Origin of the sequence: Pseudomonas fluorescens, assembly GCF_000968015.1 — a bacterium.
GTDB classification, from domain to species: Bacteria; Pseudomonadota; Gammaproteobacteria; order Pseudomonadales; family Pseudomonadaceae; genus Aquipseudomonas; species Aquipseudomonas fluorescens_W.
On sequence record NZ_LACH01000053.1, the window covers coordinates 184,829 to 209,658 of the forward strand.

General features: G+C 60.1%; 21 protein-coding genes and 1 pseudogene. 9 read left to right on the plus strand and 13 right to left on the minus strand.

The features are described from left to right. Positions 1-16 precede the first annotated feature (16 nt). Both VD17_RS22880 and VD17_RS22885 read left to right on the plus strand, forming a co-directional pair. Positions 17-1,183, plus strand: coding sequence for an MFS transporter (locus VD17_RS22880; protein WP_046055779.1), 1,167 nt, complete (start codon positions 17-19; stop codon positions 1,181-1,183). A gap of 21 nt (positions 1,184-1,204) precedes the next feature. After that, complete coding sequence (locus tag VD17_RS22885) at positions 1,205-2,254, plus strand: alkene reductase (protein WP_046055780.1); 1,050 nt, start codon at positions 1,205-1,207, stop codon at positions 2,252-2,254. Positions 2,255-2,404: 150 nt separating this feature from the next. On the opposite strand, the gene emhR is transcribed toward VD17_RS22885, so the two are convergent. Continuing rightward, the gene (gene emhR, locus VD17_RS22890) at positions 2,405-3,037 is read right to left on the minus strand and encodes an efflux system transcriptional repressor EmhR (RefSeq protein ID WP_046055781.1); all 633 of its coding nucleotides are present in this window, start codon (positions 3,035-3,037) and stop codon (positions 2,405-2,407) included. Between the two features lie 265 nt (positions 3,038-3,302). Between emhR and emhA the strand changes: the two genes are divergently transcribed. From emhA to VD17_RS22910, 4 genes are all read left to right on the plus strand, one after another. Next, positions 3,303-4,460 (plus strand): efflux RND transporter periplasmic adaptor subunit EmhA, encoded by a 1,158-nt coding sequence (gene emhA / locus VD17_RS22895; protein ID WP_046055782.1) that lies wholly within the window; start codon positions 3,303-3,305, stop codon positions 4,458-4,460. Positions 4,461-4,463: 3 nt separating this feature from the next. Further along, positions 4,464-7,625: an efflux RND transporter permease subunit EmhB gene (gene emhB / locus VD17_RS22900; RefSeq protein WP_046055783.1), complete on the plus strand. Its 3,162-nt coding sequence runs from the start codon at positions 4,464-4,466 to the stop codon at positions 7,623-7,625. After that, on the plus strand, positions 7,625-9,085 hold the full coding sequence (emhC, locus tag VD17_RS22905; protein ID WP_046055784.1) for an efflux RND transporter outer membrane subunit EmhC: 1,461 nt from the start codon (positions 7,625-7,627) through the stop codon (positions 9,083-9,085). Before emhB ends, emhC begins: the two co-directional genes overlap by 1 nt. Positions 9,086-9,525: 440 nt before the next feature. After that, complete coding sequence (locus tag VD17_RS22910; protein WP_046055785.1) at positions 9,526-10,785, plus strand: OprD family porin; 1,260 nt, start codon at positions 9,526-9,528, stop codon at positions 10,783-10,785. A 151-nt stretch (positions 10,786-10,936) separates the two neighbouring features. On the opposite strand, the gene pcaC is transcribed toward VD17_RS22910, so the two are convergent. From pcaC to VD17_RS32290, 12 genes and pseudogenes are all read right to left on the minus strand, one after another. Continuing rightward, positions 10,937-11,329 carry a 4-carboxymuconolactone decarboxylase gene (gene pcaC / locus VD17_RS22915; protein ID WP_046055786.1) on the minus strand — a complete coding sequence of 131 codons (393 nt, stop codon included), beginning with the start codon at positions 11,327-11,329 and terminating at the stop codon, positions 10,937-10,939. 10 nt (positions 11,330-11,339) lie between these two features. After that, on the minus strand, positions 11,340-12,146 hold the full coding sequence (gene pcaD, locus VD17_RS22920) for a 3-oxoadipate enol-lactonase (RefSeq protein ID WP_046055787.1): 807 nt from the start codon (positions 12,144-12,146) through the stop codon (positions 11,340-11,342). A gap of 11 nt (positions 12,147-12,157) precedes the next feature. After that, positions 12,158-13,522, minus strand: a complete 1,365-nt coding sequence (locus tag VD17_RS22925; RefSeq protein WP_046055788.1) for a 3-carboxy-cis,cis-muconate cycloisomerase — start codon at positions 13,520-13,522, stop codon at positions 12,158-12,160. 45 nt (positions 13,523-13,567) lie between these two features. Next, positions 13,568-14,906 (minus strand): annotated as a pseudogene (locus VD17_RS22930) (MFS family transporter). A 186-nt stretch (positions 14,907-15,092) separates the two neighbouring features. Further along, on the minus strand, positions 15,093-15,659 hold the full coding sequence (pcaG, locus tag VD17_RS22935; protein WP_033060947.1) for a protocatechuate 3,4-dioxygenase subunit alpha: 567 nt from the start codon (positions 15,657-15,659) through the stop codon (positions 15,093-15,095). 1 nt (position 15,660) lies between these two features. Continuing rightward, positions 15,661-16,365 carry a protocatechuate 3,4-dioxygenase subunit beta gene (gene pcaH, locus VD17_RS22940; protein WP_046055789.1) on the minus strand — a complete coding sequence of 235 codons (705 nt, stop codon included), beginning with the start codon at positions 16,363-16,365 and terminating at the stop codon, positions 15,661-15,663. Between the two features lie 37 nt (positions 16,366-16,402). Continuing rightward, positions 16,403-17,608 (minus strand): 3-oxoadipyl-CoA thiolase, encoded by a 1,206-nt coding sequence (gene pcaF / locus VD17_RS22945; protein ID WP_185753200.1) that lies wholly within the window; start codon positions 17,606-17,608, stop codon positions 16,403-16,405. After that, positions 17,605-18,384, minus strand: coding sequence for a CoA-transferase subunit beta (locus VD17_RS22950; RefSeq protein WP_046055791.1), 780 nt, complete (start codon positions 18,382-18,384; stop codon positions 17,605-17,607). The genes pcaF and VD17_RS22950 overlap by 4 nt, the downstream gene beginning before the upstream one ends. Then, positions 18,384-19,241: a CoA transferase subunit A gene (locus VD17_RS22955; protein WP_007947285.1), complete on the minus strand. Its 858-nt coding sequence runs from the start codon at positions 19,239-19,241 to the stop codon at positions 18,384-18,386. Before VD17_RS22955 ends, VD17_RS22950 begins: the two co-directional genes overlap by 1 nt. 273 nt (positions 19,242-19,514) lie before the next feature. Continuing rightward, entirely contained in the window at positions 19,515-20,861 is a 1,347-nt protein-coding gene (locus tag VD17_RS22960; protein WP_046055792.1) for an MFS transporter, read from the minus strand. A 289-nt stretch (positions 20,862-21,150) separates the two neighbouring features. After that, the gene (gene pcaR / locus VD17_RS22965) at positions 21,151-21,993 is read right to left on the minus strand and encodes a pca regulon transcriptional regulator PcaR (protein WP_008147316.1); all 843 of its coding nucleotides are present in this window, start codon (positions 21,991-21,993) and stop codon (positions 21,151-21,153) included. Between the two features lie 305 nt (positions 21,994-22,298). Then, positions 22,299-22,445 carry a hypothetical protein gene (locus tag VD17_RS32290; protein ID WP_185753197.1) on the minus strand — a complete coding sequence of 49 codons (147 nt, stop codon included), beginning with the start codon at positions 22,443-22,445 and terminating at the stop codon, positions 22,299-22,301. 52 nt (positions 22,446-22,497) lie between these two features. On the opposite strand from VD17_RS32290, the gene VD17_RS32710 reads away from it, so the two are divergent. The 3 genes from VD17_RS32710 (at position 22,498) to VD17_RS22975 (ending at position 24,726) form a co-directional block, all read left to right on the plus strand. Continuing rightward, a complete protein-coding gene (locus VD17_RS32710; protein ID WP_259674589.1) occupies positions 22,498-22,626 on the plus strand; it encodes a hypothetical protein in 129 nt (42 codons plus the stop codon). Between the two features lie 47 nt (positions 22,627-22,673). After that, positions 22,674-22,874 (plus strand): hypothetical protein, encoded by a 201-nt coding sequence (locus VD17_RS22970; RefSeq protein WP_007935837.1) that lies wholly within the window; start codon positions 22,674-22,676, stop codon positions 22,872-22,874. 376 nt (positions 22,875-23,250) lie between these two features. After that, complete coding sequence (locus VD17_RS22975) at positions 23,251-24,726, plus strand: inorganic phosphate transporter (protein WP_046055793.1); 1,476 nt, start codon at positions 23,251-23,253, stop codon at positions 24,724-24,726. Positions 24,727-24,830: the final 104 nt, after the last annotated feature.

The following is a 24,830-nucleotide window of genomic DNA, read 5'->3' on the forward strand; positions in this document are numbered from 1 at the left end:
CGACAAGGAATCAACAATGCCCCTCTCGCTACTCATTCTGGCCTTGAGCGCCTTCGCCATCGGCACCACCGAGTTCGTCATCATGGGCTTGCTGCCCGATGTGGCGGCCGACCTCGGTGTGTCGATCCCCGGCGCTGGCTGGCTGGTGACCGGTTACGCCCTGGGCGTGGCCATCGGTGCGCCGTTCATGGCACTGGCCACCTCTCGATTGCCGCGCAAGGCCGCGCTGGTAGCGTTGATGGGGATTTTCATCGTCGGCAACCTGCTCTGTGCAATGGCCACCGACTACAACGTGCTGATGTTTGCCCGTGTGGTGACCGCCCTCTGCCACGGTGCGTTCTTCGGCATTGGTTCGGTGGTGGCGGCAGGTCTGGTGCCTGCAAACAAACGTGCTTCGGCCGTGGCCCTGATGTTCACCGGCCTGACCCTGGCCAACGTGCTCGGCGTTCCGCTGGGCACCGCGCTCGGTCAGGAAGCCGGCTGGCGTTCGACCTTCTGGGCGGTGACCGTGATTGGTGTGATCGCGTTGATCGGCCTGATCCGCTTCCTGCCGGCCAAGCGTGATGAAGAGAAACTCGACATGCGCGCCGAACTGCGTGCCCTCAAAGGCGCCGGGATCTGGCTGTCGTTGAGCATGACCGCGTTATTCGCAGCTTCCGTATTCACCCTGTTCACCTATGTCGCCCCGCTGCTCGGCGATGTCACTGGCGTCTCGCCCAAAGGCGTGACCTGGACCCTGATGCTCATCGGACTGGGCCTGACGGTCGGCAACATTATCGGCGGCAAGCTGGCTGACAAAAGCATGGCCGCAACGTTGATCGGCGTCTTTATCTCGATGGCCGTGATCTCGACCGTACTGACCTGGACCAGCGTCGCGCTGATTCCGACCGAAATAACCCTGTTCCTCTGGGCCACCGCGTGCTTTGCCGCCGTGCCCGCCCTGCAAGTGAACGTGGTGACCTACGGCAAAGCCGCACCGAACCTGGTGTCGACCCTGAACATCGGCGCTTTCAATATCGGCAACGCACTGGGTGCCTGGGTCGGTGGCAGCGTCATCGCCCACGGTTTCGGCTTGACCAGTGTTCCTCTCGCGGCAGCCGCGCTGGCGGTTCTCGCCCTGCTGGTGACCCTGATTACTTTCCGTCAGAACGGTGATCCCGAACTGGCTCCTGCTACCAACTGATCTCTACAAGAGAGCTATTTCATGACGACTATTTTCGATCCGATCAAACTGGGCGACCTTGAGTTGGCCAACCGCATCATCATGGCGCCGCTGACCCGCTGCCGCGCCGACGAAGGCCGCGTGCCAAACGCGCTGATGGCCGAGTACTACGTACAACGCGCCTCGGCCGGCCTGATCCTCAGCGAGGCCACTTCGGTCACGCCGATGGGCGTCGGCTACCCGGACACCCCGGGTATCTGGTCCAACGATCAAGTGCGTGGCTGGGCCAATGTGACCAAGGCTATTCACGGCGCGGGCGGCAAGATTTTCCTGCAACTGTGGCACGTCGGCCGTATTTCCCACGGGTCGTACCTGGGCGGTGAAGCGCCGGTCGCACCCAGCGCCATTCAGCCAAAAGGTCATGTCAGCCTGGTTCGCCCACTGGCCGACTTCCCAACCCCACGCGCCCTGGAAACCGCTGAAATCGCCGACATCGTCGACGCCTACCGCGTCGGTGCCGAGAACGCCAAGGCGGCCGGTTTCGACGGTGTGGAAATCCACGGCGCCAACGGTTACCTGCTCGACCAGTTCCTGCAAAGCAGCACCAACCAGCGCACAGACAATTACGGCGGCTCCCTGGAAAACCGTGCGCGCCTGTTGCTGGAAGTGACCGATGCCGCCATCGAAGTCTGGGGCGCAGGCCGCGTGGGTGTACACCTGTCGCCCCGCGCCGATCTCCATGACATGGGCGACGACAACCTGTCCGAGACGTTCATCTACGTCGCTCGCGAACTGGGCAAACGTGGCATCGCGTTCATTTGCTCGCGTGAGAGAGAAGATGGCGACAGCCTGGGTCCACAAATGAAAGAAGCGTTCGGCGGCCCGTACATCATCAACGAACGCTTCACCAAGGACAGTGCCAACGCCTGGCTGGCCAGCGGCAAGGCCGATGCGGTGGCCTTCGGCGTGCCTTTCATTGCCAACCCGGACCTGCCGGCACGTTTGAAGGCCGATGCGCCGTTGAACGAGCCACGTCCTGAACTATTTTATTCCAAGGGCGCGGTTGGCTACATCGACTACCCTGTGTTGTAAGCGTCCCACTTGAAACACAAAAGCCCCGACTCGAAAGAGTCGGGGCTTTTTTGCGCCGGTTACTCACAAAATCCCTACAAATCAGGTAGCTCACTACCTATCAACCTGGCGAGCGTACGTATATAAAAGCAACTCATTACGTATTTTTTTTCATTTGCGCAGGCTGGGGCTCAAGCGCAGCATGTCCAATCCCGCATCGACCCAACGCTCTGCGTCGATATGCAGTTGAAAACTGTCGGGTGCCAACAGCCACTGATACAGGATGCCATCGATATAAGCATGAATGCTGATGGCCGCACGGGCCGTATCGAGGTTTTCCGGTAACTGCCCCCGATTGACCGCATTACTCAGCGCCAGGGCGATTCGCACATTGCAATCAAGGCTGACCGCTCGGCGCTGCTGGCGCAGGTCGCACATTTCATCGGTGAATTCGCACTTATGAAACAGAATCTCATTGATGCGTCGGGTTTTCGGATCCATGGCAACTTGATGAAACAAATGAATCAGCAGCTTGCGCATACAGCCGAGGGGATCGAGTTCATCTTCGCTTTCACTGGCCTTGGCCATTTCATCCAGCGGCTCATGCAAGGTATCAAGCATGGCCTGCACCAGATCCGCCTTGTTGCTGAAGTGCCAATAGATGGCCCCGCGCGTGACCCCGGCCAGAGTAGCGATATCCGCCAGTGTCGTGCGCGCCACGCCCCTTTCGTAAAAGGCTTTTTCTGCCGCTTCCAGTATCTGGCTGCGGGTTTCTTGAGCTTCCTCTTTGGTACGACGGACCATGGCAGTACAACCTCAATCAGGATGCTTCAGCGATGTCTGAACATCCGCTGAATAAAAGTGGGGCGAGCGCTCTTGGGCATCGTCCCCGGCCTACAATTCGAACCCTTGAACGGCTTTTGTAATGGTGTGGATACGCGGCCAAGGTATTTACAAACAACCATGAACGTAAGTATATTCCTTAGCAAGCTACTTATCCACTCAGCGCACATTTTTTACCTTTCCACATTTCGAGTGCGCAATTTGCGCGCCTGACCCGAGGATTTTCATGCAATTCAAGCCAGCTGTTACCGCTCTGGTCACCGCCCTCGCCTTGGCATCGCTGCTCAGCGGATGCAAAAAGGAAGAGGCGGCACCTGCCGCACCACCCCCTCAGGTCGGCGTCGTTACTCTGCAACCTCAAGCCTTCACCCTGACCTCCGAGCTTCCGGGCCGTACCAGCGCGTACCGCATCGCCGAAGTTCGCCCTCAGGTCAACGGCATCATTCTCAAGCGCCTGTTCAAGGAAGGCGGTGACGTCAAGGCCGGCCAGCAGCTGTATCAGATCGATCCGGCCGTTTATGAAGCCACCCTGAAAAGCGCCGAAGCCAACCTGCAACAGACCAAGTCGATCTCCGATCGCTACAAGCAGTTGGTCAGCGAACAGGCTGTGAGCCGTCAGGAATACGACACGGCCCTGGCCAACCGGTTGCAATCGGAAGCCGCGCTGCAAAGCGCCCAGATCAATGTCCGTTACACCAAGGTTTACGCGCCACTCTCCGGCCGCATCGGCCGCTCGACCGTGACCGAAGGCGCGCTGGTCACCAGCGGTCAGGTCGACGCGATGGCAGTGATTCAGCAACTGGACCCAATCTACGTCGACGTGACCCAGTCTTCGGTAGAGCTGCTGGAGCTGCGCCGCGAACTGGAAAGCGGTCGTCTGCAAAAATCCGGCGACAACGCGGCCAAGGTCAAGCTGACTCTCGAAGACGGCAGCCAGTACAAACAGGAAGGCAACCTCGAGTTCTCGGAAGTCTCGGTGGACCAGACCACCGGTTCCGTGACCTTGCGTGCGGTATTCCCGAACCCTGACCACACCCTGCTGCCAGGCATGTTTGTACACGCCCAATTGCAGGCCGGTGTGAACAGCGCGGCGATCCTCGCCCCGCAACAAGGCGTGACCCGCGATCTCAAAGGCACCCCGACCGCGCTGGTCGTCGGTCCGGACAACAAGGTCGAACTGCGTCAGCTCAAGGCCAGCCGCACCGTCGGCAACCAATGGCTGATCGAAGACGGCCTGAAGGCCGGCGATCGCCTGATCACCGAAGGACTGCAATTCGTTAAACCTGGCGTCGAAGTAAAGGCCAGTGAAGCGACTAACGTTGGCGCAAAGAACCCGGCCCCCGCACAGGTAGCTAACAAGGCTTCCAGCGGCCAAGGGGAGTAAACCATGTCCAGATTTTTTATCGACCGTCCGATTTTTGCCTGGGTAATTGCCCTGGTCATCATGCTGGTCGGGGCACTATCGATCCTCAAACTCCCGATTAACCAATACCCGAGCATTGCGCCTCCGGCCATTGCGATCCAGGTGACCTACCCGGGCGCGTCCGCACAAACCGTGCAGGACACCGTGGTGCAGGTGATCGAGCAACAGCTCAACGGTATCGATAACCTGCGTTATGTTTCGTCGGAAAGTAACTCCGACGGCAGCATGACCATTACCGCGACCTTCGAGCAGGGCACCAACTCCGATACCGCGCAGGTTCAGGTCCAGAACAAACTGAACCTGGCCACCCCGCTGCTGCCGCAAGAAGTGCAGCAACAGGGTATCCGCGTGACCAAGGCAGTGAAAAACTTCCTGATGGTGATCGGCGTGGTGTCGCGCGACGGCAGCATGACCAAGGACGACCTGTCCAACTACATCGTGTCGAACATGCAGGACCCGATCTCGCGGACCGCCGGTGTCGGTGACTTCCAGGTCTTCGGTGCCCAGTACGCAATGCGGATCTGGCTCGACCCGGCCAAGTTGAATAACTTCAACCTGACCCCGGTGGACGTGAAAACCGCCATCGCCGCGCAGAACGTTCAGGTGTCATCCGGCCAACTCGGCGGCTTGCCTGCCGTTGCAGGCCAACAGCTGAACGCGACGATCATCGGCAAGACCCGCCTGCAGACCGCCGAGCAGTTCAAGGCCATCCTGCTCAAGGTCAACAAGGACGGCTCGCAAGTGCGTGTCGGCGATGTGGCGGATGTCGGTCTGGGCGGTGAAAACTACTCGATCAGCGCCCAGTTCAACGGCAGCCCGGCCTCCGGTCTGGCAGTGAAACTGGCCAACGGTGCCAACGCCCTCGACACTGCAAAAGCCCTGCGCAAAACCATCGAAACCCTCAAGCCGTTCTTCCCGGAAGGGATGGAAGTGGTGTTCCCGTACGACACCACGCCAGTGGTGACCGAGTCGATCAAGGGTGTGGTTGAAACCCTGGTCGAAGCGATCGTGCTGGTGTTCCTGGTGATGTTCCTGTTCCTGCAAAACTTCCGCGCCACCGTCATCACCACGATGACCGTGCCAGTCGTATTGTTGGGTACCTTCGGGATCCTCGCGGCGTTCGGTTTCAGCATCAACACCCTGACCATGTTCGGTATGGTGCTGGCCATCGGCTTGCTGGTGGACGACGCCATCGTCGTGGTGGAAAACGTCGAACGGGTCATGAGCGAAGAAGGCCTGTCACCCAAGGAGGCCACCAAGAAATCCATGGGGCAGATCCAGGGTGCACTGGTCGGTATTGCCCTGGTGCTGTCGGCGGTTCTGCTGCCGATGGCGTTCTTCAGCGGTTCCACCGGTGTGATCTACAAGCAGTTCTCGATCACCATCGTCTCGGCCATGGCCCTGTCGGTACTGGTCGCGCTGATCTTCACCCCGGCGCTCTGCGCGACCATGCTCAAGGCGATTCCGAAAGGCGAGCACGGCGCGCCGAAACGCGGCTTCTTCGGCTGGTTCAACCGCAATTTCGACCGTGGCGTCAAAAGCTACGAGCGTGGCGTGGGCAACATGCTCGCGAACAAGGCCCCGTACTTGCTGGCCTACCTCATCATCCTGGTCGGCATGATCTGGCTGTTCACCCGCATCCCAACGGCGTTCCTGCCGGAAGAAGACCAGGGTGTATTGTTTGCTCAGGTGCAAACCCCGGCCGGCTCGAGTGCCCAGCGCACGCAAGTGGTCGTGGATGACATGCGTGAATTCCTGCTGCGTCCGGGCAAGGACGGCGGTGAAGGCGACGCGGTGGCCTCGGTGTTTACCGTGACCGGCTTCAACTTCGCCGGCCGTGGCCAGAGCTCGGGTATGGCGTTCATCATGCTCAAACCGTGGGACGAACGTAACGCCGACAACAGCGTGTTCAAAGTCGCGGCCCGTGCCCAACAGCATTTCTTCACCTTCCGTGACGCCATGGTGTTTGCATTCGCACCGCCGGCGGTGCTGGAGCTGGGTAACGCCACCGGTTTCGACGTGTTCCTGCAAGACCGTGCCGGTATCGGTCACGACAAGCTGATGGCTGCTCGCAACCAGTTCCTCGGCATGGCGGCGCAGAGCAAGGTGCTGTCGCAGGTCCGCCCGAACGGTCTGAACGACGAACCGCAATACCAGCTGGAAATCGATGACGAGAAGGCCAGTGCCCTGGGCATCACCCTCACCGACATCAACAACACCCTGTCGATTGCCTTGGGCAGTAGCTACGTCAACGACTTCATCGACCGCGGTCGGGTGAAGAAGGTTTACGTGCAAGGCCAGCCGGGTGCGCGCATGAGTCCTGAAGACGTGAAGAAATGGTATGTGCGCAACAAAGCCGGCACCATGGTTCCGTTCTCGGCGTTCGCCAAGGGTGAGTGGATTTACGGTGCACCGAAGCTGTCGCGTTACAACGGCGTAGAAGCAATGGAAATCCTCGGTGCCCCGGCACCCGGTTATTCCACCGGTGAAGCCATGCTCGAAGTTGAAGCCCTGGCCAAGAAACTGCCGGCCGGTGTCGGTATTTCCTGGACCGGTCTGTCGTACGAAGAACGCTTGTCCGGCTCGCAAGCGCCAGCGTTGTACGCCCTGTCGCTGCTGATGGTGTTCCTGTGTCTGGCGGCGCTGTACGAAAGCTGGTCGATCCCGATTGCGGTGATGTTGGTGGTACCGCTGGGGATCATCGGTGCGCTGATGGCGACCAGCTTGCGCGGTCTGTCCAACGACGTGTATTTCCAGGTGGGCCTGTTGACGACCATTGGTCTGGCGGCGAAAAACGCCATTTTGATTGTCGAATTTGCCAAGGAACTGCATGAACAAGGGCGTAGCCTGCGCGATGCCGCGGTCGAAGCCTGCCGGATGCGTTTGCGACCGATCATCATGACGTCGCTCGCTTTCGTCCTCGGTGTGGTACCACTGGCAATTTCCACGGGTGCAGGTTCGGGTAGCCAACATGCGATCGGTACCGGGGTGATTGGCGGTATGCTCACGGCCACGATCCTGGCGATCTTCTGGGTCCCCCTGTTTTTCGTCACCGTGTCGGCCATGGGGCAGCGCAAAACCGCTGACCAGGACGACGCTATTGAACCTTCTAAAGAGGCTGGCTAATGAGCAAGTCGCTACTCTCCCTGGCTGTTGCCGCCTTCGTGCTCGGCGGCTGCTCGCTGATTCCCGATTATCAGCAGCCTGAAGCACCGGTGGCGGGCCAGTACCCGCAAGGTCCGGCGTATTCGTCGGCCCAGGCGCCTGCCCAGGCTGCCGCTGAACAGGGCTGGAAGCAGTTTTTCCATGACCCGGCGCTGCAACAGCTGATCCAGGTCGCCCTGGAAAACAACCGTGATCTGCGTGTCGCGGCGCTGAACATCGACGCCTTCGCGGCTCAATACCGCATCCAGCGTGCCGATCTGTTCCCGGCCGTATCGGCCAACGGCACCGGCAGGCGTCAGCGAGTCCCGGCTCGGGCCTCGCAGACCGGCGAAGCGGATATCACCAGTTCCTACTCGGCCACGGTCGGCATCAGCGCCTATGAACTCGACCTGTTCGGTCGGGTTCGCAGCCTGAGCGAAGAAGCGCTGCAGAAGTACTTCGCCACCGAAGAAGCGCGCCGCAGCACCCAGATCAGCCTGGTGGCCAGTGTGGCCAACGCCTACCTGACCTGGCAGGCCGACAAGGAACTGCTGAAACTGACCCAAAACACCCTCGGTGCGTTCGAGGAGAGCTACAAGCTCACCGCCCGCAGCAACGAAGTGGGTGTAGCCTCGGCGCTGGACCTGGCCCAGTCGCGTACCTCGGTGGAAAACGCCCGCGCGCAAATGGCCAAGTACACCCGTCAAGTCGCCCAGGATGAAAACAGCCTGGTGCTGCTGCTTGGCACTGGCGTCCCGGCCAATCTGCAAGCGGCCAAGCCATTGGCTGACGACCTGCTGAGCGAAGTGCCGGCCGGTCTGCCATCGGACTTGCTGCAACGTCGTCCGGACATCCTTCAGGCCGAATACAACCTGAAAGCCGCCAACGCCAACATCGGCGCGGCACGGGCGGCATTCTTCCCGAGCATCAGCCTGACGGCCAACGCCGGGACCCTGAGCCCGGACCTGTCCGGTCTGTTCAAGGGCGGTTCGGGCACCTGGCTGTTCCAGCCGCAGATCAACCTGCCGATCTTCAACGCCGGCAGCCTGCGCGCCAGCCTGGATTATTCAAAAATCCAGAAAGACATCGGCGTGGCGAACTACGAGAAGTCCATTCAAACGGCCTTCCAGGAAGTCGCCGATGGCCTGGCCGCTCGCCAGACCTACACCGATCAGTTGCAGGCCCAGCGTGATTTCGTCACCGCGAACCAGGACTACTACCGTCTGGCCGAGCGTCGTTACCGCATTGGTGTCGACAGCAACCTGACCTTCCTCGATGCCCAGCGTCAGCTGTTCAGTGCGGAACAGGTACTGATCACCGACCGTCTGGCGCAACTGGTCAGTGCCGTCAATCTGTACAAGGCACTGGGCGGTGGCTGGAACGAGCAGACGGCGAAGAACGAGCCGTTGAAAGAAGAAGCGCCGAAGCTGAAGTTGTTCTGATAGCGCTGTAAAACAAGAAGCCCACCGATTGGTGGGCTTTTTGTTGTCTGCAGGAAAAATGTGGCGCCAGGACTGGCCTCATCGCGAGCAGGCTCGCTCCCACATTGGTCATTCTGTGTGCATGTGATTTGTGGCAAACACAGATCCCCTGTGGGAGCGAGCCTGCTCGCGATGAGGCCGGAACAGACAACACAAATTCCCAGCCAATCTTATGTTCGATAATCGCCCAAAACCCACTTTTCCCAATTGAATCACCCCGCCCATCCCCCGCACCATTCGTCGCACAAGACCAATAACAACAGGTTCGACACCATGCCCCCGCGCCCTGCCCTGTCCGGCTGATCCCGTTCGTTTTTGCCCTGATTTCAAATTTTTGTCTGCAACCCTCCGGTTGCGGCAGCGCCCCGTTTCACGCCTAAAAACTAGAGAGACCCGAACACATGACACCTTCCACTACGCAATACTGGTTCCCCAGCCTCATCGCCGTTGCACTGGCCAGTACGGCTCTGCCCGCCATGGCCGAGGAGTCAGGCTTTGTCGAAGGTGCCAAGGTCAACCTGAACCTGCGCAACTTCTACATCAACCGCAACTTCACCAACCCGACCAAAGCCCAGGGCAAGGCAGAAGAGTGGACACAAAGCTTCATCCTCGACGCCAAGTCCGGGTTCACTCAGGGCACCGTCGGGTTCGGCATGGATGTGCTGGGCCTGTACTCGGTGAAACTCGATGGCGGTAAAGGCACGGGCGGTACGCAGTTGTTGCCGCTGGATCACGACGGTCGCCCGGCGGACAACTTCGGTCGCACCAATGTGGCGTTGAAGGCCAAGCTGTCGCAGACCGAAGTGAAGGTCGGCGAATGGATGCCGGTGCTGCCGATCCTGCGTTCGGACGACGGTCGTTCCCTGCCGCAAACCTTCCGTGGCGGCCAGATCACCTCGAAGGAAATCGACGGCCTGACGCTCTACGGCGGTCAGTTCCGCGCCAACAGCCCGCGTGACGACAGCAGCATGAACGACATGTCGATGACCGGAAAACCAGCGTTCACCTCCGACCGTTTCAACTTCCAGGGCGGCGAATACGTCTTCAACGAAAAGCGCACCCAGATCGGTGTGTGGAATGCCGAACTCAAGGACATCTACAGCCAGCAATACGTGAATCTGATCCACAGCCAGCCCATCGGCGACTGGACCCTGGGCGCCAACCTTGGTTTCTTCTACGGCAAGGATGACGGCAGCGCCCGGGCCGGCGAGCTGGACAACAAGACCTGGTCGGGCCTGTTCTCGGCCAAATACGGCGGCAACACCTTCTACGTCGGCCTGCAAAAACTCACCGGCGACAACGCGTGGATGCGGGTCAACGGTACCAGCGGCGGCACCCTGGCCAACGACAGTTACAACGCCAGTTATGACAACGCTCAGGAAAAGTCCTGGCAGGTACGGCATGACTACAACTTCGTTGCCCTCGGCATTCCCGGCCTGACCCTGATGAACCGCTACATCAGCGGCGACAACGTCCACACCGGCACCATCACCGACGGCAAGGAATGGGGCCGCGAAAGCGAACTGGGTTACACCGTGCAGAGCGGCGCGCTCAAAAACCTCAACGTCAAATGGCGCAACTCGACCATTCGCCGCGACTTCAGCAACAACGAGTTCGATGAAAACCGGGTGATCGTCAGCTATCCGATCAGTTTGTTGTAAACCTCACCACCGCCATCGTCGGAATGCCGCCCAGACCAAGCTCGCTCCCACAGGGGTCATAGGTGAACACAAGATTTGCGTTCACACCGGATCACTGTGGGAGCGAACTTGCTCGCGATGGCGTCAGCTCAGACACCCAAAATCGCCAGGATCACTCCCGCGATTCAACCCCAAGCTCATCCCACACCGACTCCGCGAGGTGGAACGTCGCGTTCGCTGCCGGAATCCCGCAGTAGATCGCGCTCTGCATGATCACTTCCTTGATCTCGCCGCGGGTCACGCCGTTGTTGGCGGCGGCGCGCAGGTGCAGTTTGAGTTCTTCGTTGCGGTTCATGCCGATCAGCATGGCCATCGTGATCAGGCTTCGGGTATGACGCGGCAAGCCCGGACGGGTCCAGATGTCGCCCCAGGCGTGACGGGTGATCATTTCCTGAAACTCCGAGTTGAACTCGGTCAGCGCGTTCAGGCTACGATCGACATGGGCGTCGCCAAGTACGGCACGGCGCACGTTCAAGCCTTCGTCGTAACGTTGTTTCTCGTCCACAACAATCCCCTTAATGAGCTGACAAAAACGCCAACACGCGCTCGCTGAACGCAGCACCGGCCTGAACGTTGGACAGGTGCGCCGCATAGAACTCGGCGTACTCGGCGCCTTGCACGTGTTCCTGAATGAAGTGCCCACCGGACGGCGGCGTGACCGCGTCTTCGGTGCCGGCGATGACCAGCAGCGGCACCTTGATCGAGGACAACTGATCGCGGAAGTCGGCATCGCGCACGGCGGCACAGTTCGCGGCATACCCTTCAGGCGAGGTGGCGGCCAGCATGTCAGTAATCTTTTTCGCGGCAGCAGGATTGGCCTCAGCAAAATCCGCAGTGAACCAGCGCGCAATCGACGCATCACGCAAGGCAACCATGGCGGCAGGTCCGTCACGCAGCACGGTTTCAATCCGCGGGTTCCACACCGAAGGATCGCCGATTTTCGCCGCGGTGTTGCACACCACCAGTTTGTTCAGGCGATCACCCGCGTTGATCCCCAGCCACTGTCCAATCAAGCCGCCCATGGACAAACCGCAGAAATGCGCGCGTTCGATGTGCAACGCATCCAGCAGCGCCAGCACGTCATGGCCCAGTTGCTCGATGGTGTACGGCCCCGGCGTGACCAGCGATTTGCCATGACCACGGGTGTCGAAACGCAACACGCGAAAATGCTCGGAGAACGCCGCAACTTGCGCGTCCCACATGTGCAGGTCGGTGCCCAGCGAGTTGGACAGCACCAGTACCGGCGCATCGTCCGGGCCATCGAGTTGCGGCCCTTGAATTTGGTAGTGCAGTTCGCCCTCGGCGAGTTGTACGAAAGCCACAGCAATCTCCTTCAGGCAGTCAACGCAGAATGTTCAGCCACCGCTCGCTCGACCCAGGTATGGGCCTGACCGAGGTAATGGGCGGGGTCCAGCAGATGATCGAGTTCAGCATCCGACAGTTCGGCGGTCACTGGCGGCTCGTCGCCGAGTACCGCTCGCAGATGACGTTGTTCAGCCACTGCACGCTTGCAGCATTGCTCCAGCAAATGGTGCGCAGTGTCGCGCCCCACTCGTTGGGCGAGGACGATGCTCACCGCTTCGGCGAGCACCAGCCCTTGAGTCAGATCGAGGTTGCGGGCCATGCGCTCGGCGTCCACTTCCAGTCCGTCCGCTACCAGCCGCGCCTGCTTCAGGCTGCCGGACACCAGGCAGCAAATCTCCGGCAGGGTTTCCCACTCGGCATGCCACAGGCCCAGGCTGCGCTCGTGTTCTTGAGGCATGGCGCTGAACAGGGTCGAGAGCAAACCGGGTACGCGAGTCGCAGCGCCAATCAGCACCGCCGCGCCCACCGGGTTGCGTTTGTGCGGCATGGTCGAAGAGCCGCCCTTGCCCGGTGCGGAAGGTTCGAACACCTCCCCCGCCTCGGTCTGCATCAACAGGCTGATGTCGCGGCCGAGTTTGCCGAGGCTGCCGGCGATCAATCCCAGTACCGAGCCGAACTCCACCAAGCGGTCTCGCTGGGTGTGCCAAGGTTGATCTGGCAGTGTCAGTTTCAATTCTTCAGCCAGCGCTTGGGCAATCGGCATCGCCTGCTCGCCGAGGGCCGCGAGGGTTCCGGAGGCGCCACCGAATTGCAGCACCAGCAGTCGCGGTTTGAGTTCCCGCAGACGCTGACGGCTGCGAGTGACAGCGCCCAGCCACCCGGCGACTTTCATGCCGAGGGTGACGGGCGTCGCGTGCTGCAACCAGGTACGCCCGGCCAGCGGTGTGGCGACGTATCGCACCGCTTGGGTCGCCAGCGTTTCGCCCAATTGCGCCAGATCGATTTCGATCAGTTCCAAAGCACGGCGCAGTTGCAACACCAGACCGGTGTCCATCACGTCCTGGCTGGTCGCGCCCAGATGCACATAGCGCTCGGCTTCGGCATGGTTGGCAGCGATCTGTTTACCCAGCGCCTTGACCAACGGAATCGCCGAATTGCCCGCCGTGGCAATCGCCTCGCCGAGGGCAGCGAAGTCGTAATGCCCGGCCTGACAAGCTGCTTCAATCGGTGCGACTGCCGTTTGCGGAATCAGCCCGACTCGCGCCTCGGCCCGGGCCAGTGCCGCTTCGAAATCAAGCATCGCTTGAACCCGACCCTGATCGCAGAACACCTCACGCATGTCGCGGGCAGTGAAATAGGCATCGAACAATTGATTGCCCGGTCGCTCGTTCATAAACAGTCCCTGGAGGCGTGGGCCGGTCAGGCCCACGGGTAAAGATCAAAGGTCGTTTTCTAAATACTTCGCCTGTTTCGGCAAGCGCAGGCTGAACAGGAACGCCACCGCCATCATCACCGTGACGTACCAGTAGAAGGAGTTTTCCATGCCCCCGGCCTTGAGGCTCAGAGCCACATATTCCGCCGAACCACCGAAGATTGCATTCGCCACCGCGTAAGCCAGGCCGACGCCCAATGCGCGCACTTCCGGCGGGAACATTTCGGCTTTTACCAGGCCACTGATCGAGGTGTAGAAACTGACAATCGCCAGTGCCACAGTAATCAGCACGAAGGCCAGGAACGGACTGCTGACGCTTTTCAGGCTCAGCAGGATCGGCACGGTGAACAACGTCCCGAGGGCGCCGAACCACAGCATCGAGTTACGTCGGCCGATCTTGTCCGCGAGCATGCCGAACAGCGGCTGCATGCACATATAAAGGAACAGCGCGCCGGTCATGATGTAGCTGGCGGTCTTGGCGTGCATGCCGGCGGTGTTCACCAGGTACTTCTGCATGTACGTGGTGAAGGTGTAGAAAATCAGCGAGCCACCGGCGGTGTAACCGAGCACGGTAATGAACGCAGCCTTGTGGTCGCGGAACAGCGCACGGATGCTGCCGGCGTCCTTGTTTTCGCGCATTTCCTTGCTGGTGGTTTCCTTGAGCGAGCGACGCAGGAACAGCGAAATCAACGCCGCCGCCGCACCGACGACAAACGGGATCCGCCAGCCGTAGGCGCGCAAATCATCCTCAGTGAGGAACTGTTGCAGGATTACCACCAGCGACACCGCCAGCAGTTGCCCACCGATCAGCGTCACGTACTGGAACGAGGCGAAGAAACCGCGCTGGCCCTTGAGGGCGACTTCGCTCATGTAGGTCGCCGTGGTGCCGTACTCACCGCCCACCGACAGGCCCTGTAACAAGCGGGCGAACAGCAGCATGATCGGCGCAAAGACGCCGATGTCCTTGTAGGTCGGCAGGCAAGCGATGAGCAACGAACCGAAGCACATCATCAGAATCGAGATCAGCATCGAATTCTTGCGCCCGTGCTTGTCCGCCAGCCGGCCGAAGATCCAGCCGCCGATGGGCCGCATCAGGAACCCGGCGGCGAATACACCCGCCGTATNNCAGGCCCCCGGGGGCAAACCCCCCCGCCGTATTCACCAGCTGCACAGTCGGGTTATCGGACGGAAAAAAGGCCGGGGCAAAATAGATCGCGCAGAAGGCGTAGACATAGAAGTCGAACCATTCGACAAGGTTGCCGGACGAGGCGCCGACAATCGCGAAGATCCTTTTGCTGCGCTCTTCACCGGTGTAGTGCGCGGTAGTAGCGGTGTTAGTTGTCATTGTTTTTTACTCAATGGGGACTGTGAGAGTCTAGACACACTTTGCAACAACCCCGTTCCACAGATTGCAATGCTGCCCCCCTGTAGGAGTGAGCCTNNTCGCGATTGCGGTGTATCAGTGCCATCAATGCTGAATGACACTCCGCAATCGCGAGCAGGCTCACTCCTACAGGAATTTGCGGTGTTCTCAGTAGTCGAAGAACACCGTCTCGGCATCGGTGCCCTGCAGGATCACATTCCACTGGTACACACCGGACGCATCCTTCTTCGCCAACAAGGTGCTGCGGCGTTCAGCCGGCACACATTCCAGCAGCGGATCCGCCACGTTGGCCGGTTCGCCATCAAAGTAAATCCGCGTCAGCAAGTGCTTCACCAACCCGCGAGCAAACACCAGCACCACCAGATGTGGCGCCTGGGTCGTGCCTTTCAGGCCTTCCACCGTGCCCGGCTTGATCGTGGTGAAGCGGAAGCGCCCTTCTGCATCCACCGGCACCCGGCCAAACCCTTCGAAGTTCGGGTCCAGGGGTTTGTCCTGATCGTCTTCGGGGTGGTCATACTTGCCGGCGGCGTTGGCTTGCCAGACTTCCAGCATCGCGTCGTTGACGACATCGCCGTTGCCATCGATGACTTGCCCGGTGATCGCCACGCGCTCGCCCAGGGTTTGTTCGACGGTCAGGTCTTCGCGGTTCAGCCAGGTCAAACCGATGTGGTAATACGGCCCGACGGTGTGGGACGTGGTCGCGTTCAGCGTCATCTTATTTCTCCATCGGCGTGGCTTCGCGGCCGCGCAAGACGATGTCCCAGCGATAACCGAGGGCATAGGAAGGGATGGTTTTTTCCAGATCGAAACTGGCGATCAAACGCTCTTTGGCGCTGGTATCCGGTACGCAGTTGTAGATCGGGTCATAGGCCAGCAGCGGATCGCCCGGGAAATACATCTGGGTGACCAGGCGCGTCAGAATGCTCGGCCCGAACAGTGAGAAATGGATGTGTGCAGGTCGCCACGCGTTGTGGTGGTTGCCCCACGGATAGGCGCCGGGCTTGATGGTCTGGAACTGGTACCAGCCATCGGCGTCGGTCACGGTGCGGCCGGTGCCGGTGAAATTCGGGTCCAGCGGCGCATCGTGCAGGTCACGGTCATGGTTGTAGCGACCGGCAGCGTTGGCTTGCCAGATCTCCACCAGAATGCCCGGCACCGGCAAACCATCTTCATCCAGCACGCGGCCGTGAATGATGATGCGCTCACCCAGTGGCTCGCCCTTGTGCTGGGCGGTCAAGTCGTTGTCCTTCTCCTGCACACGATCGGCGCCGATGGTCGGACCGGTAATTTCCGACAGCGAATGGGGCAAAAACACCAACGGCTTGGACGGTGAGCGACGGTTGGTGGATTGATAGGCCGGGTGCAGGTATTCCGGCTGGGTGCCCTCTTGCGGGCGGCGGTAACCAGGCTTGTCAGTCATGAAGCTTTCCTCAGTTCTTATTCATCAACGCTGCGCGTCAGACCCGTTCGATCGCCAAGGCCAGACCCTGGCCCACGCCGACGCACATGGTCGCCAGACCTTTCTTGCCGCCAGTCTTTTCCAACTGATGCAGCGCGGTCAGTACCAGGCGGGCACCACTCATGCCCAACGGATGGCCCAAGGCAATGGCGCCACCGTTCGGGTTGACCTGGGCCGCGTCGTCCGCCAGCCCCAGTTCCCGCAGCACCGCCAAACCCTGGCTGGCGAAGGCTTCGTTGAGTTCGATCACGTCGAAATCGCTGACAGCCAGGCCGAGGCGCTCGGTCAGTTTGCGCACCGCCGGCACCGGGCCGATGCCCATTACACGCGGTGCGACACCGGCACTGGACATGCCCAGTACTTTGGCGCGAGCCGTCAGGCCGTGCTTTTTCACGGCGTCGCCAGAGGCCAGAATCAACGCCGCTGCACCGTCGTTCACCCCAGAAGCATTGCCGGCGGTAACGGTTTTGTCGGGACCGTTGACCGGTTTGAGTTTGGCCAGGGTTTCCAGCGTGGTGTCGGCGCGAGGATGCTCATCCTGGCTGACGACACTTTCCCCCTTCTTGTGGGCAATGCGCACTTCAACGATTTCTTCGGCGAAAAATCCTGCGGCTTGCGCGGCGGCTGTCCGTTGCTGGCTGCGCAGTGCGAAAGCGTCCTGATCGGCGCGGGAAACCTCGTAATCGTCAGCCACGTTGTCGGCGGTTTGCGGCATCGCATCCACGCCGTATTGGGCTTTCATTAGCGGGTTGATGAAACGCCAGCCGATGGTGGTGTCTTCCAGTTTCATGTTGCGCGAGAACGCCGCATCGGCCTTGCCCATCACGAACGGCGCGCGGGACATCGACTCGACGCCACCAGCAATCGCCAGCTCCATCTCGCCACTGGCGATGGCGCGGAAGGCGGTGCCGATGGCATCCATACCCGAGGCGCACAGGCGATTGAGGGTCACGCCCGGAATGGTTTCCGGCAGGCCCGCCAGCAACAGCGCCATGCGCGCCACGTTGCGGTTGTCTTCGCCGGCCTGGTTGGCGCAACCGAGGAACACCTCGTCCACCGCGTTCCAGTCCACCGACGGGTTGCGCTCCATCAGTGCCTTGATCGGCACGGCGGCCAGGTCGTCGGCGCGAACCGCCGACAGGCCACCGCCGAAACGGCCGATGGGGGTGCGAATTGCGTCGCAGATATAAACGTCACGCATCAGGCTTCTCCGGGTGCTTGGCCGTGGGCCGCGGCAGTGCGGGCTTCCAGATCACGCAGTGCCTTAAGCTCGACTTCGGTCGGCTCGGCGGTGTTTTCGACTGTCTCGGCAAAACGAATCGCCCAACCGGTAGCCGCGGTAACTTGCTCGCGGGTTACGCCTGGGTGCAGCGCGGTGACCACGAATTCATGGGTATCCGCTTCCGGTTCCATGATGCACAAGTCAGTGATGATGCCGACCGGACCGGCGCCCGGCAGGCCGAGACGTTTGCGCGAATCACCGCCCTCGCCATGGCCGACCGAGGTAATGAAGTCGAGTTTGTCGACAAAGGAACGCGCCGACTGCTTGAGGATGATCAGCACGCTTTTGGCCGAGCCAGCAATCTCCGGCGCACCGCCGGCACCCGGCAGGCGGACTTTCGGCTGATGGTAGTCGCCCACCACGGTGGTGTTGATATTGCCGAAGCGGTCGACTTGCGCGGCGCCGAGGAAACCGACGTCGATGCGCCCGCCCTGCAACCAGTAGCGAAAAATCTCACCGGTCGGGACGACGGTGTCAGCGGTTTCCGCCAGTTCACCGTCACCGATCGACAGTGGCAGTACGCTCGGCTTGGCACCGATCGGACCCGATTCATAGATAAGGACTACATCCGGCGAGGAAGTCAGACGCGCCAGGTTGGCGGCTTTCGACGGCAGACCGATGCCGACGAAACACACCGAACCGTTTTTCAGACGGCGGGCAGCGGCGACGGTCATCATTTCATTGGTGGTGTAAGTCATTACTTGGCCTCCGAAGCAGCGGCCAGTTTGGCCTGGAACTCGCTGAAGTCAGCGCAGCCGTGGATGTACTCGTTGATCCACGCGGTGAAGGTTTCACGGTCGCGGGCAATCGGGTCCCAAGCCTGGTAGAAACGGTTATCACGCTCGTTGTAGCCGTGAGCGTAGGACGGATGCGCACCGCCGGGAACGTGGCAGACCGCGCTCAACGCCCAGGTCGGCAGAACGCAGGAGTTCATCGGTGCATTGAGGTCGTCGACGATTTCCTCGACGGTAACGATGCAGCGCTTGGCGGCCAGTGCCGCTTCTTTCTGCACGCCGAGAATGCCCCACAGCAGCACGTTGCCTTTGCGGTCGGCTTTCTGCGCGTGAATCACGGTGATGTCCGGACGCACCGACGGCACGGCCGCCAATACTTCACCGGTGAATGGGCAGGTGACCGTTTTGATCAGCGGGTTGACCTTCGGCAGGTCGGAGCCGGCGTAGGCACGCAGCACCGCGAACGGTAGGCCGGAGGCGCCAGCGACATAGGCATTAGCCAGGTCGGCATGGCTGTGCTCTTCAATTTCCAGCGCGTGCGGCCACTGCTTCTCGACGGCGTCACGCAGGCGGTGCAGCGAACCGACGCCCGGGTTACCGCCCCAGGAGAAAATCAGCTTGCGAGCACAACCGGCGCCGATCAACTGGTCGTAGATCAGGTCAGGCGTCATCCGCACCAGGGTCAGATCTTTCTTGCCCTGACGAATGATTTCGTGACCCGCCGCCGTAGGGATCAGGTGAGTGAAGCCTTCGAGCGCGACCGTATCGCCGTCGTTTACGAATTGCTTCACCGCGTCGTGCAGCGAAAGGATTTCAGCCATGGGGCAGGCTCCCGTTTTGTTATGAACCGACAGTGGAAGAAAAAGGCGCGATGCGCAGCGCCGGAATGACTGAAGAGTAAGCCCCTGAAAAACGCCAAACAATCCGATAATCGACTGAGTGTTCGTTTATCGAACACATTGTTGTCTGGCTACCGATCGTCGTCGCCTGCAAAAAGATCGCAGCCTCCGGCAGCTCCTACGTCGAAACGCGTACACCTGTAGGAGCTGCCGGAGGCTGCGATCTTTTGTGCTACGCCGTCATTTCAAACCGGATCAGGTCGCATCCGCATGGCTGACCATGCCCTTGATCACCACCGCCGTGGTCGCCAATGCCGCTGGAATCACCAGTGCTGTCAGCACCTGTTCGAAGTTCCAGCCCAGGCCCAGTAGCGTTGCGCCCATCCATGCACCGAGAATCGCGCCGAAGCGGCCGATCCCGAGCATCCACGACACCCCGGTCGCCCGCCCCTGCGTCGGATAAAACCGCGCCGCCAGTGAAGGCATCGCTGATTGCGCGCCGTTGACGCACATCCCGGCCACCAGCACCAACGTCGCCAATAGCGTGATGTTGCCCAGGCTCTGCCCTACCGCGTAGGCAAATACCCCGGCGAGTAGATAGAAAATGCCGATAACCTTGTGCGGATTGAACCGGTCCATCGCCCAGCCCACGCCCACCGCGCTCAAGACACCGCCAAACTGGAACAACGCACCAATGAACGCTGCCTGCTCCATGCTCGCGCCACTGTCACGCATCAGCGTCGGCAGCCAACTGGTCAGCAGATAAACGATCACCAGCCCCATGAAGTAGGTCAGCCACAACAACAAGGTGCCGGTGCTGTAGGTGTCGGAGAAGATCACCGCAAACACGTTGCGGGCCTTCACGGTTTTCTGTTCCGGCACGCTGAAGCTGGAAGCCTGAGCGACGACGGTTGGATCGATGGGGGCCAGGGTCTTGCGCACTTTGTCAGTGCCGCGATTGCGGACGACGAGGTAGCGCGCCGATTCCGGCAGCCAGAACAGCAATACGACGGCGAGGATCAGCGGCAAAATCCCGCCGATCAGCAGCAGGCTGTGCCAGCCAAAGGCCGGAATCAGTTTGGCGGAAATGAAACCGCCCCCCGCCATGCCGAGGTTGAAGCCGCAGAACATGCTGGTCACCAGCAGGGATTTCTTGCGCTCCGGGGTGTATTCGGACAGCAGCGTCGTGGCGTTCGGCATGCCGGCGCCAAGGCCCAGGCCAGTGAGGAAACGCAGCACCAGCAACTGATCGACGTTGGTGCTGTAAGCCGAAGCCAGGCTGAACGCGCCGAACAACGCCACTGCGCCCACCAGTACGATTTTTCGCCCGAAGCGGTCAGCCAATGGGCCAGAACCCAGTGCGCCAAAGACCATACCGATCAACGCCGCGCTCATCACCGGGCCGAGACTGGCGCGGTCGATGCCCCAATCCTGAGACAGGGCGGGCGCGATGAAACCCATGGCCGCCGTGTCGAGGCCATCGAGGAAAACAATCAGGAAACACAGGATCACCACTCGCCATTGGTAGCGCGAAATGGGTTGAGCATTGATGAAGGACTGCACGTCAAGGCAGTTTCCTACAGCAGACTGGGGCTGGTTCATTATTTTTATTCCACGCAAAGAACGCAGTCGAACAGGTGCCAGCCGGGGCTGACGCTGTCATATGAAAGAGGTGTCGGGATCAGGCGATGCGGTTCCGGCAGGGAAACCGATGGGAACAGCGACAGTCGGGAAACGTACGCATGGGAGGTGCCTCTTCTCATTATTATTGGAGTCGTCGCCCGGCAATGGAGCGAGATCAGCAGCGCCGGATGACGCTGCCGCGACATTAATGAGCCAAGGGAAAGAGCGTCAATTCGATAAACGCGACTCTGTGCGTTTATCGAACAGCTTAGGCGAAGAGTTGCGCGCTGAGGTCGCGACTCGCGCTCAGAAGGCCGGGCAGGAAACGTTGCTCCAGCTCGTTGCGGCTGACTCGGCCGGCGTGGGTACTGACGTTTAGCGCCGCTACCACTTGGCCGGAAGCGTCGTACACCGGAACGGCAATCGAGCGCAGACCTTGTTCCAGTTCCTGATCGACAATGCACCAGCCTTGCTGTCTCACCTCTTGCAGGCATTCGAGCAACGCCTCGGGGGTGTGCAGGGTTCGGCTGGTCTTGGCTTGCAGCTCTGCATGGTCGAGGTACTCGCGCAGTGACGTATCGTCCAGCGCCGCGAGAAGAATCCGCCCCATCGAGGTGCAATAGGCCGGCAGACGTCCACCCACCGACAGGTCGACGGAAATCAGTCTCTGGGTGGTGGCCGAACGAGCGATGTACAAGATGTCATCGCCTTCCAGAGTGGCCATGTTGCAGGCTTCATGAAGTTGCTCGCTCATGCGGTCCAGGTAAGGCTGGGCGGAAACTGCCAGCGGCGTCGAGGATACATAGGCATGGCCAAGCGTCAGTACTTTAGGCAGCAGCGAATACGTGCGGCCGTCGGTGGTGGCGTAGCCGAGTTTGATCAGCGTGTGCAGGCAACGTCGCACAGCGGCGCGGGGAATTTCCGTGCGGTGGCTGATCTGAGCGATGGTGAGGTGACGTTTGCGCTCCTGGAACGCTTGCACCACAGCCAGGCCACGGGCCAGGGATGTCATGAAATCCGGGTCGCCGGTCAGTGCCTGGATCCGCTTGGCGGGCGAGGCAACGATCGGCGGCGCCACTGAAGCGAAGGAATTGCGCATTTGATCGTTCATATAAGGTCCTTTTCCCACACGGTTCAGCGGCTATTACAAGCGGCAGCCGGTCCCTCACACAACCCCGGGCAGCCAACACTGTTCGATTATCGAACCATCGACCGATAATCGCAATCGACGCCCACCAGGACCCGCCGATTATTGAACGGGCTTGCACCTGTTTTTACATTGTCTCTGACGCAGACTAGAAGGATCGATGTAATTGTCCTAACTTGTTCGACTTAATGGCGTCAGAAAGGCATCACTGTAACGTCGTGCCACCGAACGGCCTAGTTAGCCGTATAAAGTTGCGAGTAACAAAACAATCACACATCAAGACCGAGTTTTAACTCTTTGGCGATAGTGTTCTTCGAATCGACCGCTATAATGAAATTCAGTGGTGACCGGTTTTTAATTGCCGATTCCGCCACCCGGTAGCGCGATGTTCCATCGCCGTTGCCCGCAGCAAGCACCTGACACTCATTTCATATGCTTCGCCAAGGTGTTCGCTGAAACAGGAAACTGATGCTACGTCAGCTGTTTATCTCTGGTGTCGTGGCCGCCTGCAACATGGAAGTAATTGATCGCAATGCCGTAAAAAATGATGCCTTTACGGGCTTTGTCCATTCGGCGAGCGTGGTCAAATACATTTGATGCAGCGCGTTTCACCAGAATTTATCTCAACTCAATCAGGTAGCACTGTGACGAAAGACGAACTGCGCGCGGAACTTGAGCGCCAGGAACAACGTTACAAGGAAGTTTACGGCGGGGAAGTCACCACCTACGCCGCTCAGCCCGAACCGGAACGCAAACCCTGGCGTAAACGCGCCACCGTTCAGGATCAGGCTTTCACTCAAGAATTACAGAAAATGGAAAAGGAACTCAAAGCCGAAGAGCCATAAGCCCTCGGCCTGAATCCTTTCAAGGGTCTGCGTCTGCACCCGTTAAAAACGGGATGTATCGATGATGCCTTTCGCGCCCGCTACCAGCGGGCAGCGGCCACCTCACCCCCCGGATGAGGCAAATGGCTCATATCTGACCCTCTTTTCAGATTTTTCACACAAGCGTTAAAACCTCTTGCTCCTACGAGAGGACGCCTTGTGACTGCGGCCTTTTCAAAGAAATTCAATGACTTGCAAAACCCAGTAAAAACCTGGGGTTTTGGCTGCAGCCACAAATTAATTCGTTGAAGAATGTTACCGATGAGCAGCAAGTGCATTGATTAGCAGTCTTTTCTGGCATAATCGCGCCCCCTTACGACCGGGTCAGAAAACCTTCATGATCGATTTATTCAGCGGACTAGATGCTTGGGTGCTTGTGAGCCTCTTGCTCGCCCTGGCCTTTGTCCTCGCCTTCGAGTTCATCAACGGCTTTCATGACACCGCTAACGCGGTGGCCACCGTTATCTACACCAAAGCCATGCCGCCTCATCTGGCGGTGTTCTTTTCCGGTGTGTTCAACTTTCTCGGCGTGCTGCTGGGCGGTGTCGGCGTGGCGTATGCCATCGTCCACCTGCTGCCGGTAGAGCTGCTGATCAATGTGAACACCGGTCACGGACTGGCCATGGTGTTCTCGTTGCTCGCCGCCGCCATCACCTGGAACCTGGGCACCTGGTACTTCGGTATCCCCGCCTCCAGCTCCCACACGCTGATCGGTTCGATCCTCGGTGTCGGCCTGGCCAATGCCCTGATCAACGACATTCCGTTGGCCGATGGCGTGAACTGGCAGAAGGCGATCGATATCGGTGCCTCCCTGGTGTTCTCGCCGATGGCGGGCTTCCTGCTCGCCGCACTGATATTGATCGGCCTTAAATGGTGGCGTCCACTGTCGAAGATGCACAAGACACCGGAACAGCGCCGCAAGATCGACGACAAGAAACACCCGCCCTTCTGGAACCGCCTGGTACTGGTCATTTCGGCCATGGCCGTGAGCTTCGTACACGGCTCCAACGATGGCCAGAAAGGTATCGGCCTGATCATGCTGGTGCTGATCGGTATCGTTCCTGCGCAGTTCGTACTCGACCTGGGCAGCACGACCTACCAGATCGAACGGACTCGCGACGCGACCCTGCACCTGAGCCAGTTCTACAAGCGCAATGCCGATACGCTGGGTGAATTCCTGGCATTGGGCAAAAGCGTGGAAGGCGACCTGCCGGAGAAATTCCGTTGCAATCCGCAACAGACCGAACCGACCATCACCGCCCTGCTCGGCACCCTTAAAGGTGTAGCGGACTACCACTCGCTGCCGGCGGAAAGCCGGATCGAAGTGCGTCGCTACCTGCTCTGCCTGGACGACACGGCGAAGAAAGTCAGCAAGCTGCCTGGCCTGGCTGCCCGTGAAAAGGCTGACCTGGACAAACTGCGCAAAGACCTGACCACCACCACCGAATACGCCCCGTTCTGGGTGATTCTGGCGGTTGCCCTGGCCCTCGGCCTGGGTACCATGGTGGGCTGGAAGCGCGTGGTTCTGACCATCGGCGAGAAGATCGGCAAGCAGGGCATGACTTACTCCCAAGGCATGTCGGCACAGATCACCACCGCGAGCCTGATCGGCATGGCCAACATCTTCAGCCTGCCGGTGTCCACCACCCACGTCCTGTCCTCGGGCGTGGCCGGCACCATGGTCGCCAACAAAAGCGGCCTGCAAGGCGGAACGGTCAGAACCATCCTGCTGGCCTGGGTCCTGACCCTGCCAGCGACAGTCGCCCTGTCGGCCGGCCTGTTCTGGCTGGCGTCGAAGGCACTGGGCAGCTGATACATCGCTGCTAAAAAAGGCGCGTCCCGTGAGGTTCGCGCCTTTTTATTGCCCGCCGAAAACTCGCAAAACACCACGTAACCTGTAGGAGCCGAGCTTGCTCG

Bases quoted from the DNA above. Each gene is read 5' to 3' on its own strand.
- VD17_RS22880 (WP_046055779.1), top strand. From the start codon at position 17: ATGCCCCTCTCGCTACTCATTCTGGCCTTGAGCGCCTTCGCCATCGGC.
- VD17_RS22885 (WP_046055780.1), top strand. From the start codon at position 1,205: ATGACGACTATTTTCGATCCGATCAAACTGGGCGACCTTGAGTTGGCC.
- emhR (WP_046055781.1), bottom strand. From the start codon at position 3,037: ATGGTCCGTCGTACCAAAGAGGAAGCTCAAGAAACCCGCAGCCAGATA.
- emhA (WP_046055782.1), top strand. From the start codon at position 3,303: ATGCAATTCAAGCCAGCTGTTACCGCTCTGGTCACCGCCCTCGCCTTG.
- emhB (WP_046055783.1), top strand. From the start codon at position 4,464: ATGTCCAGATTTTTTATCGACCGTCCGATTTTTGCCTGGGTAATTGCC.
- emhC (WP_046055784.1), top strand. From the start codon at position 7,625: ATGAGCAAGTCGCTACTCTCCCTGGCTGTTGCCGCCTTCGTGCTCGGC.
- VD17_RS22910 (WP_046055785.1), top strand. From the start codon at position 9,526: ATGACACCTTCCACTACGCAATACTGGTTCCCCAGCCTCATCGCCGTT.
- VD17_RS22925 (WP_046055788.1), bottom strand. From the start codon at position 13,522: ATGAACGAGCGACCGGGCAATCAATTGTTCGATGCCTATTTCACTGCC.
- pcaG (WP_033060947.1), bottom strand. From the start codon at position 15,659: ATGACGCTGAACGCGACCACGTCCCACACCGTCGGGCCGTATTACCAC.
- pcaH (WP_046055789.1), bottom strand. From the start codon at position 16,365: ATGACTGACAAGCCTGGTTACCGCCGCCCGCAAGAGGGCACCCAGCCG.
- VD17_RS22950 (WP_046055791.1), bottom strand. From the start codon at position 18,384: ATGACTTACACCACCAATGAAATGATGACCGTCGCCGCTGCCCGCCGT.
- VD17_RS22955 (WP_007947285.1), bottom strand. From the start codon at position 19,241: ATGGCTGAAATCCTTTCGCTGCACGACGCGGTGAAGCAATTCGTAAAC.
- VD17_RS22960 (WP_046055792.1), bottom strand. From the start codon at position 20,861: ATGAACCAGCCCCAGTCTGCTGTAGGAAACTGCCTTGACGTGCAGTCC.
- pcaR (WP_008147316.1), bottom strand. From the start codon at position 21,993: ATGAACGATCAAATGCGCAATTCCTTCGCTTCAGTGGCGCCGCCGATC.
- VD17_RS32710 (WP_259674589.1), top strand. From the start codon at position 22,498: ATGCTACGTCAGCTGTTTATCTCTGGTGTCGTGGCCGCCTGCAACATG.
- VD17_RS22975 (WP_046055793.1), top strand. From the start codon at position 23,251: ATGATCGATTTATTCAGCGGACTAGATGCTTGGGTGCTTGTGAGCCTC.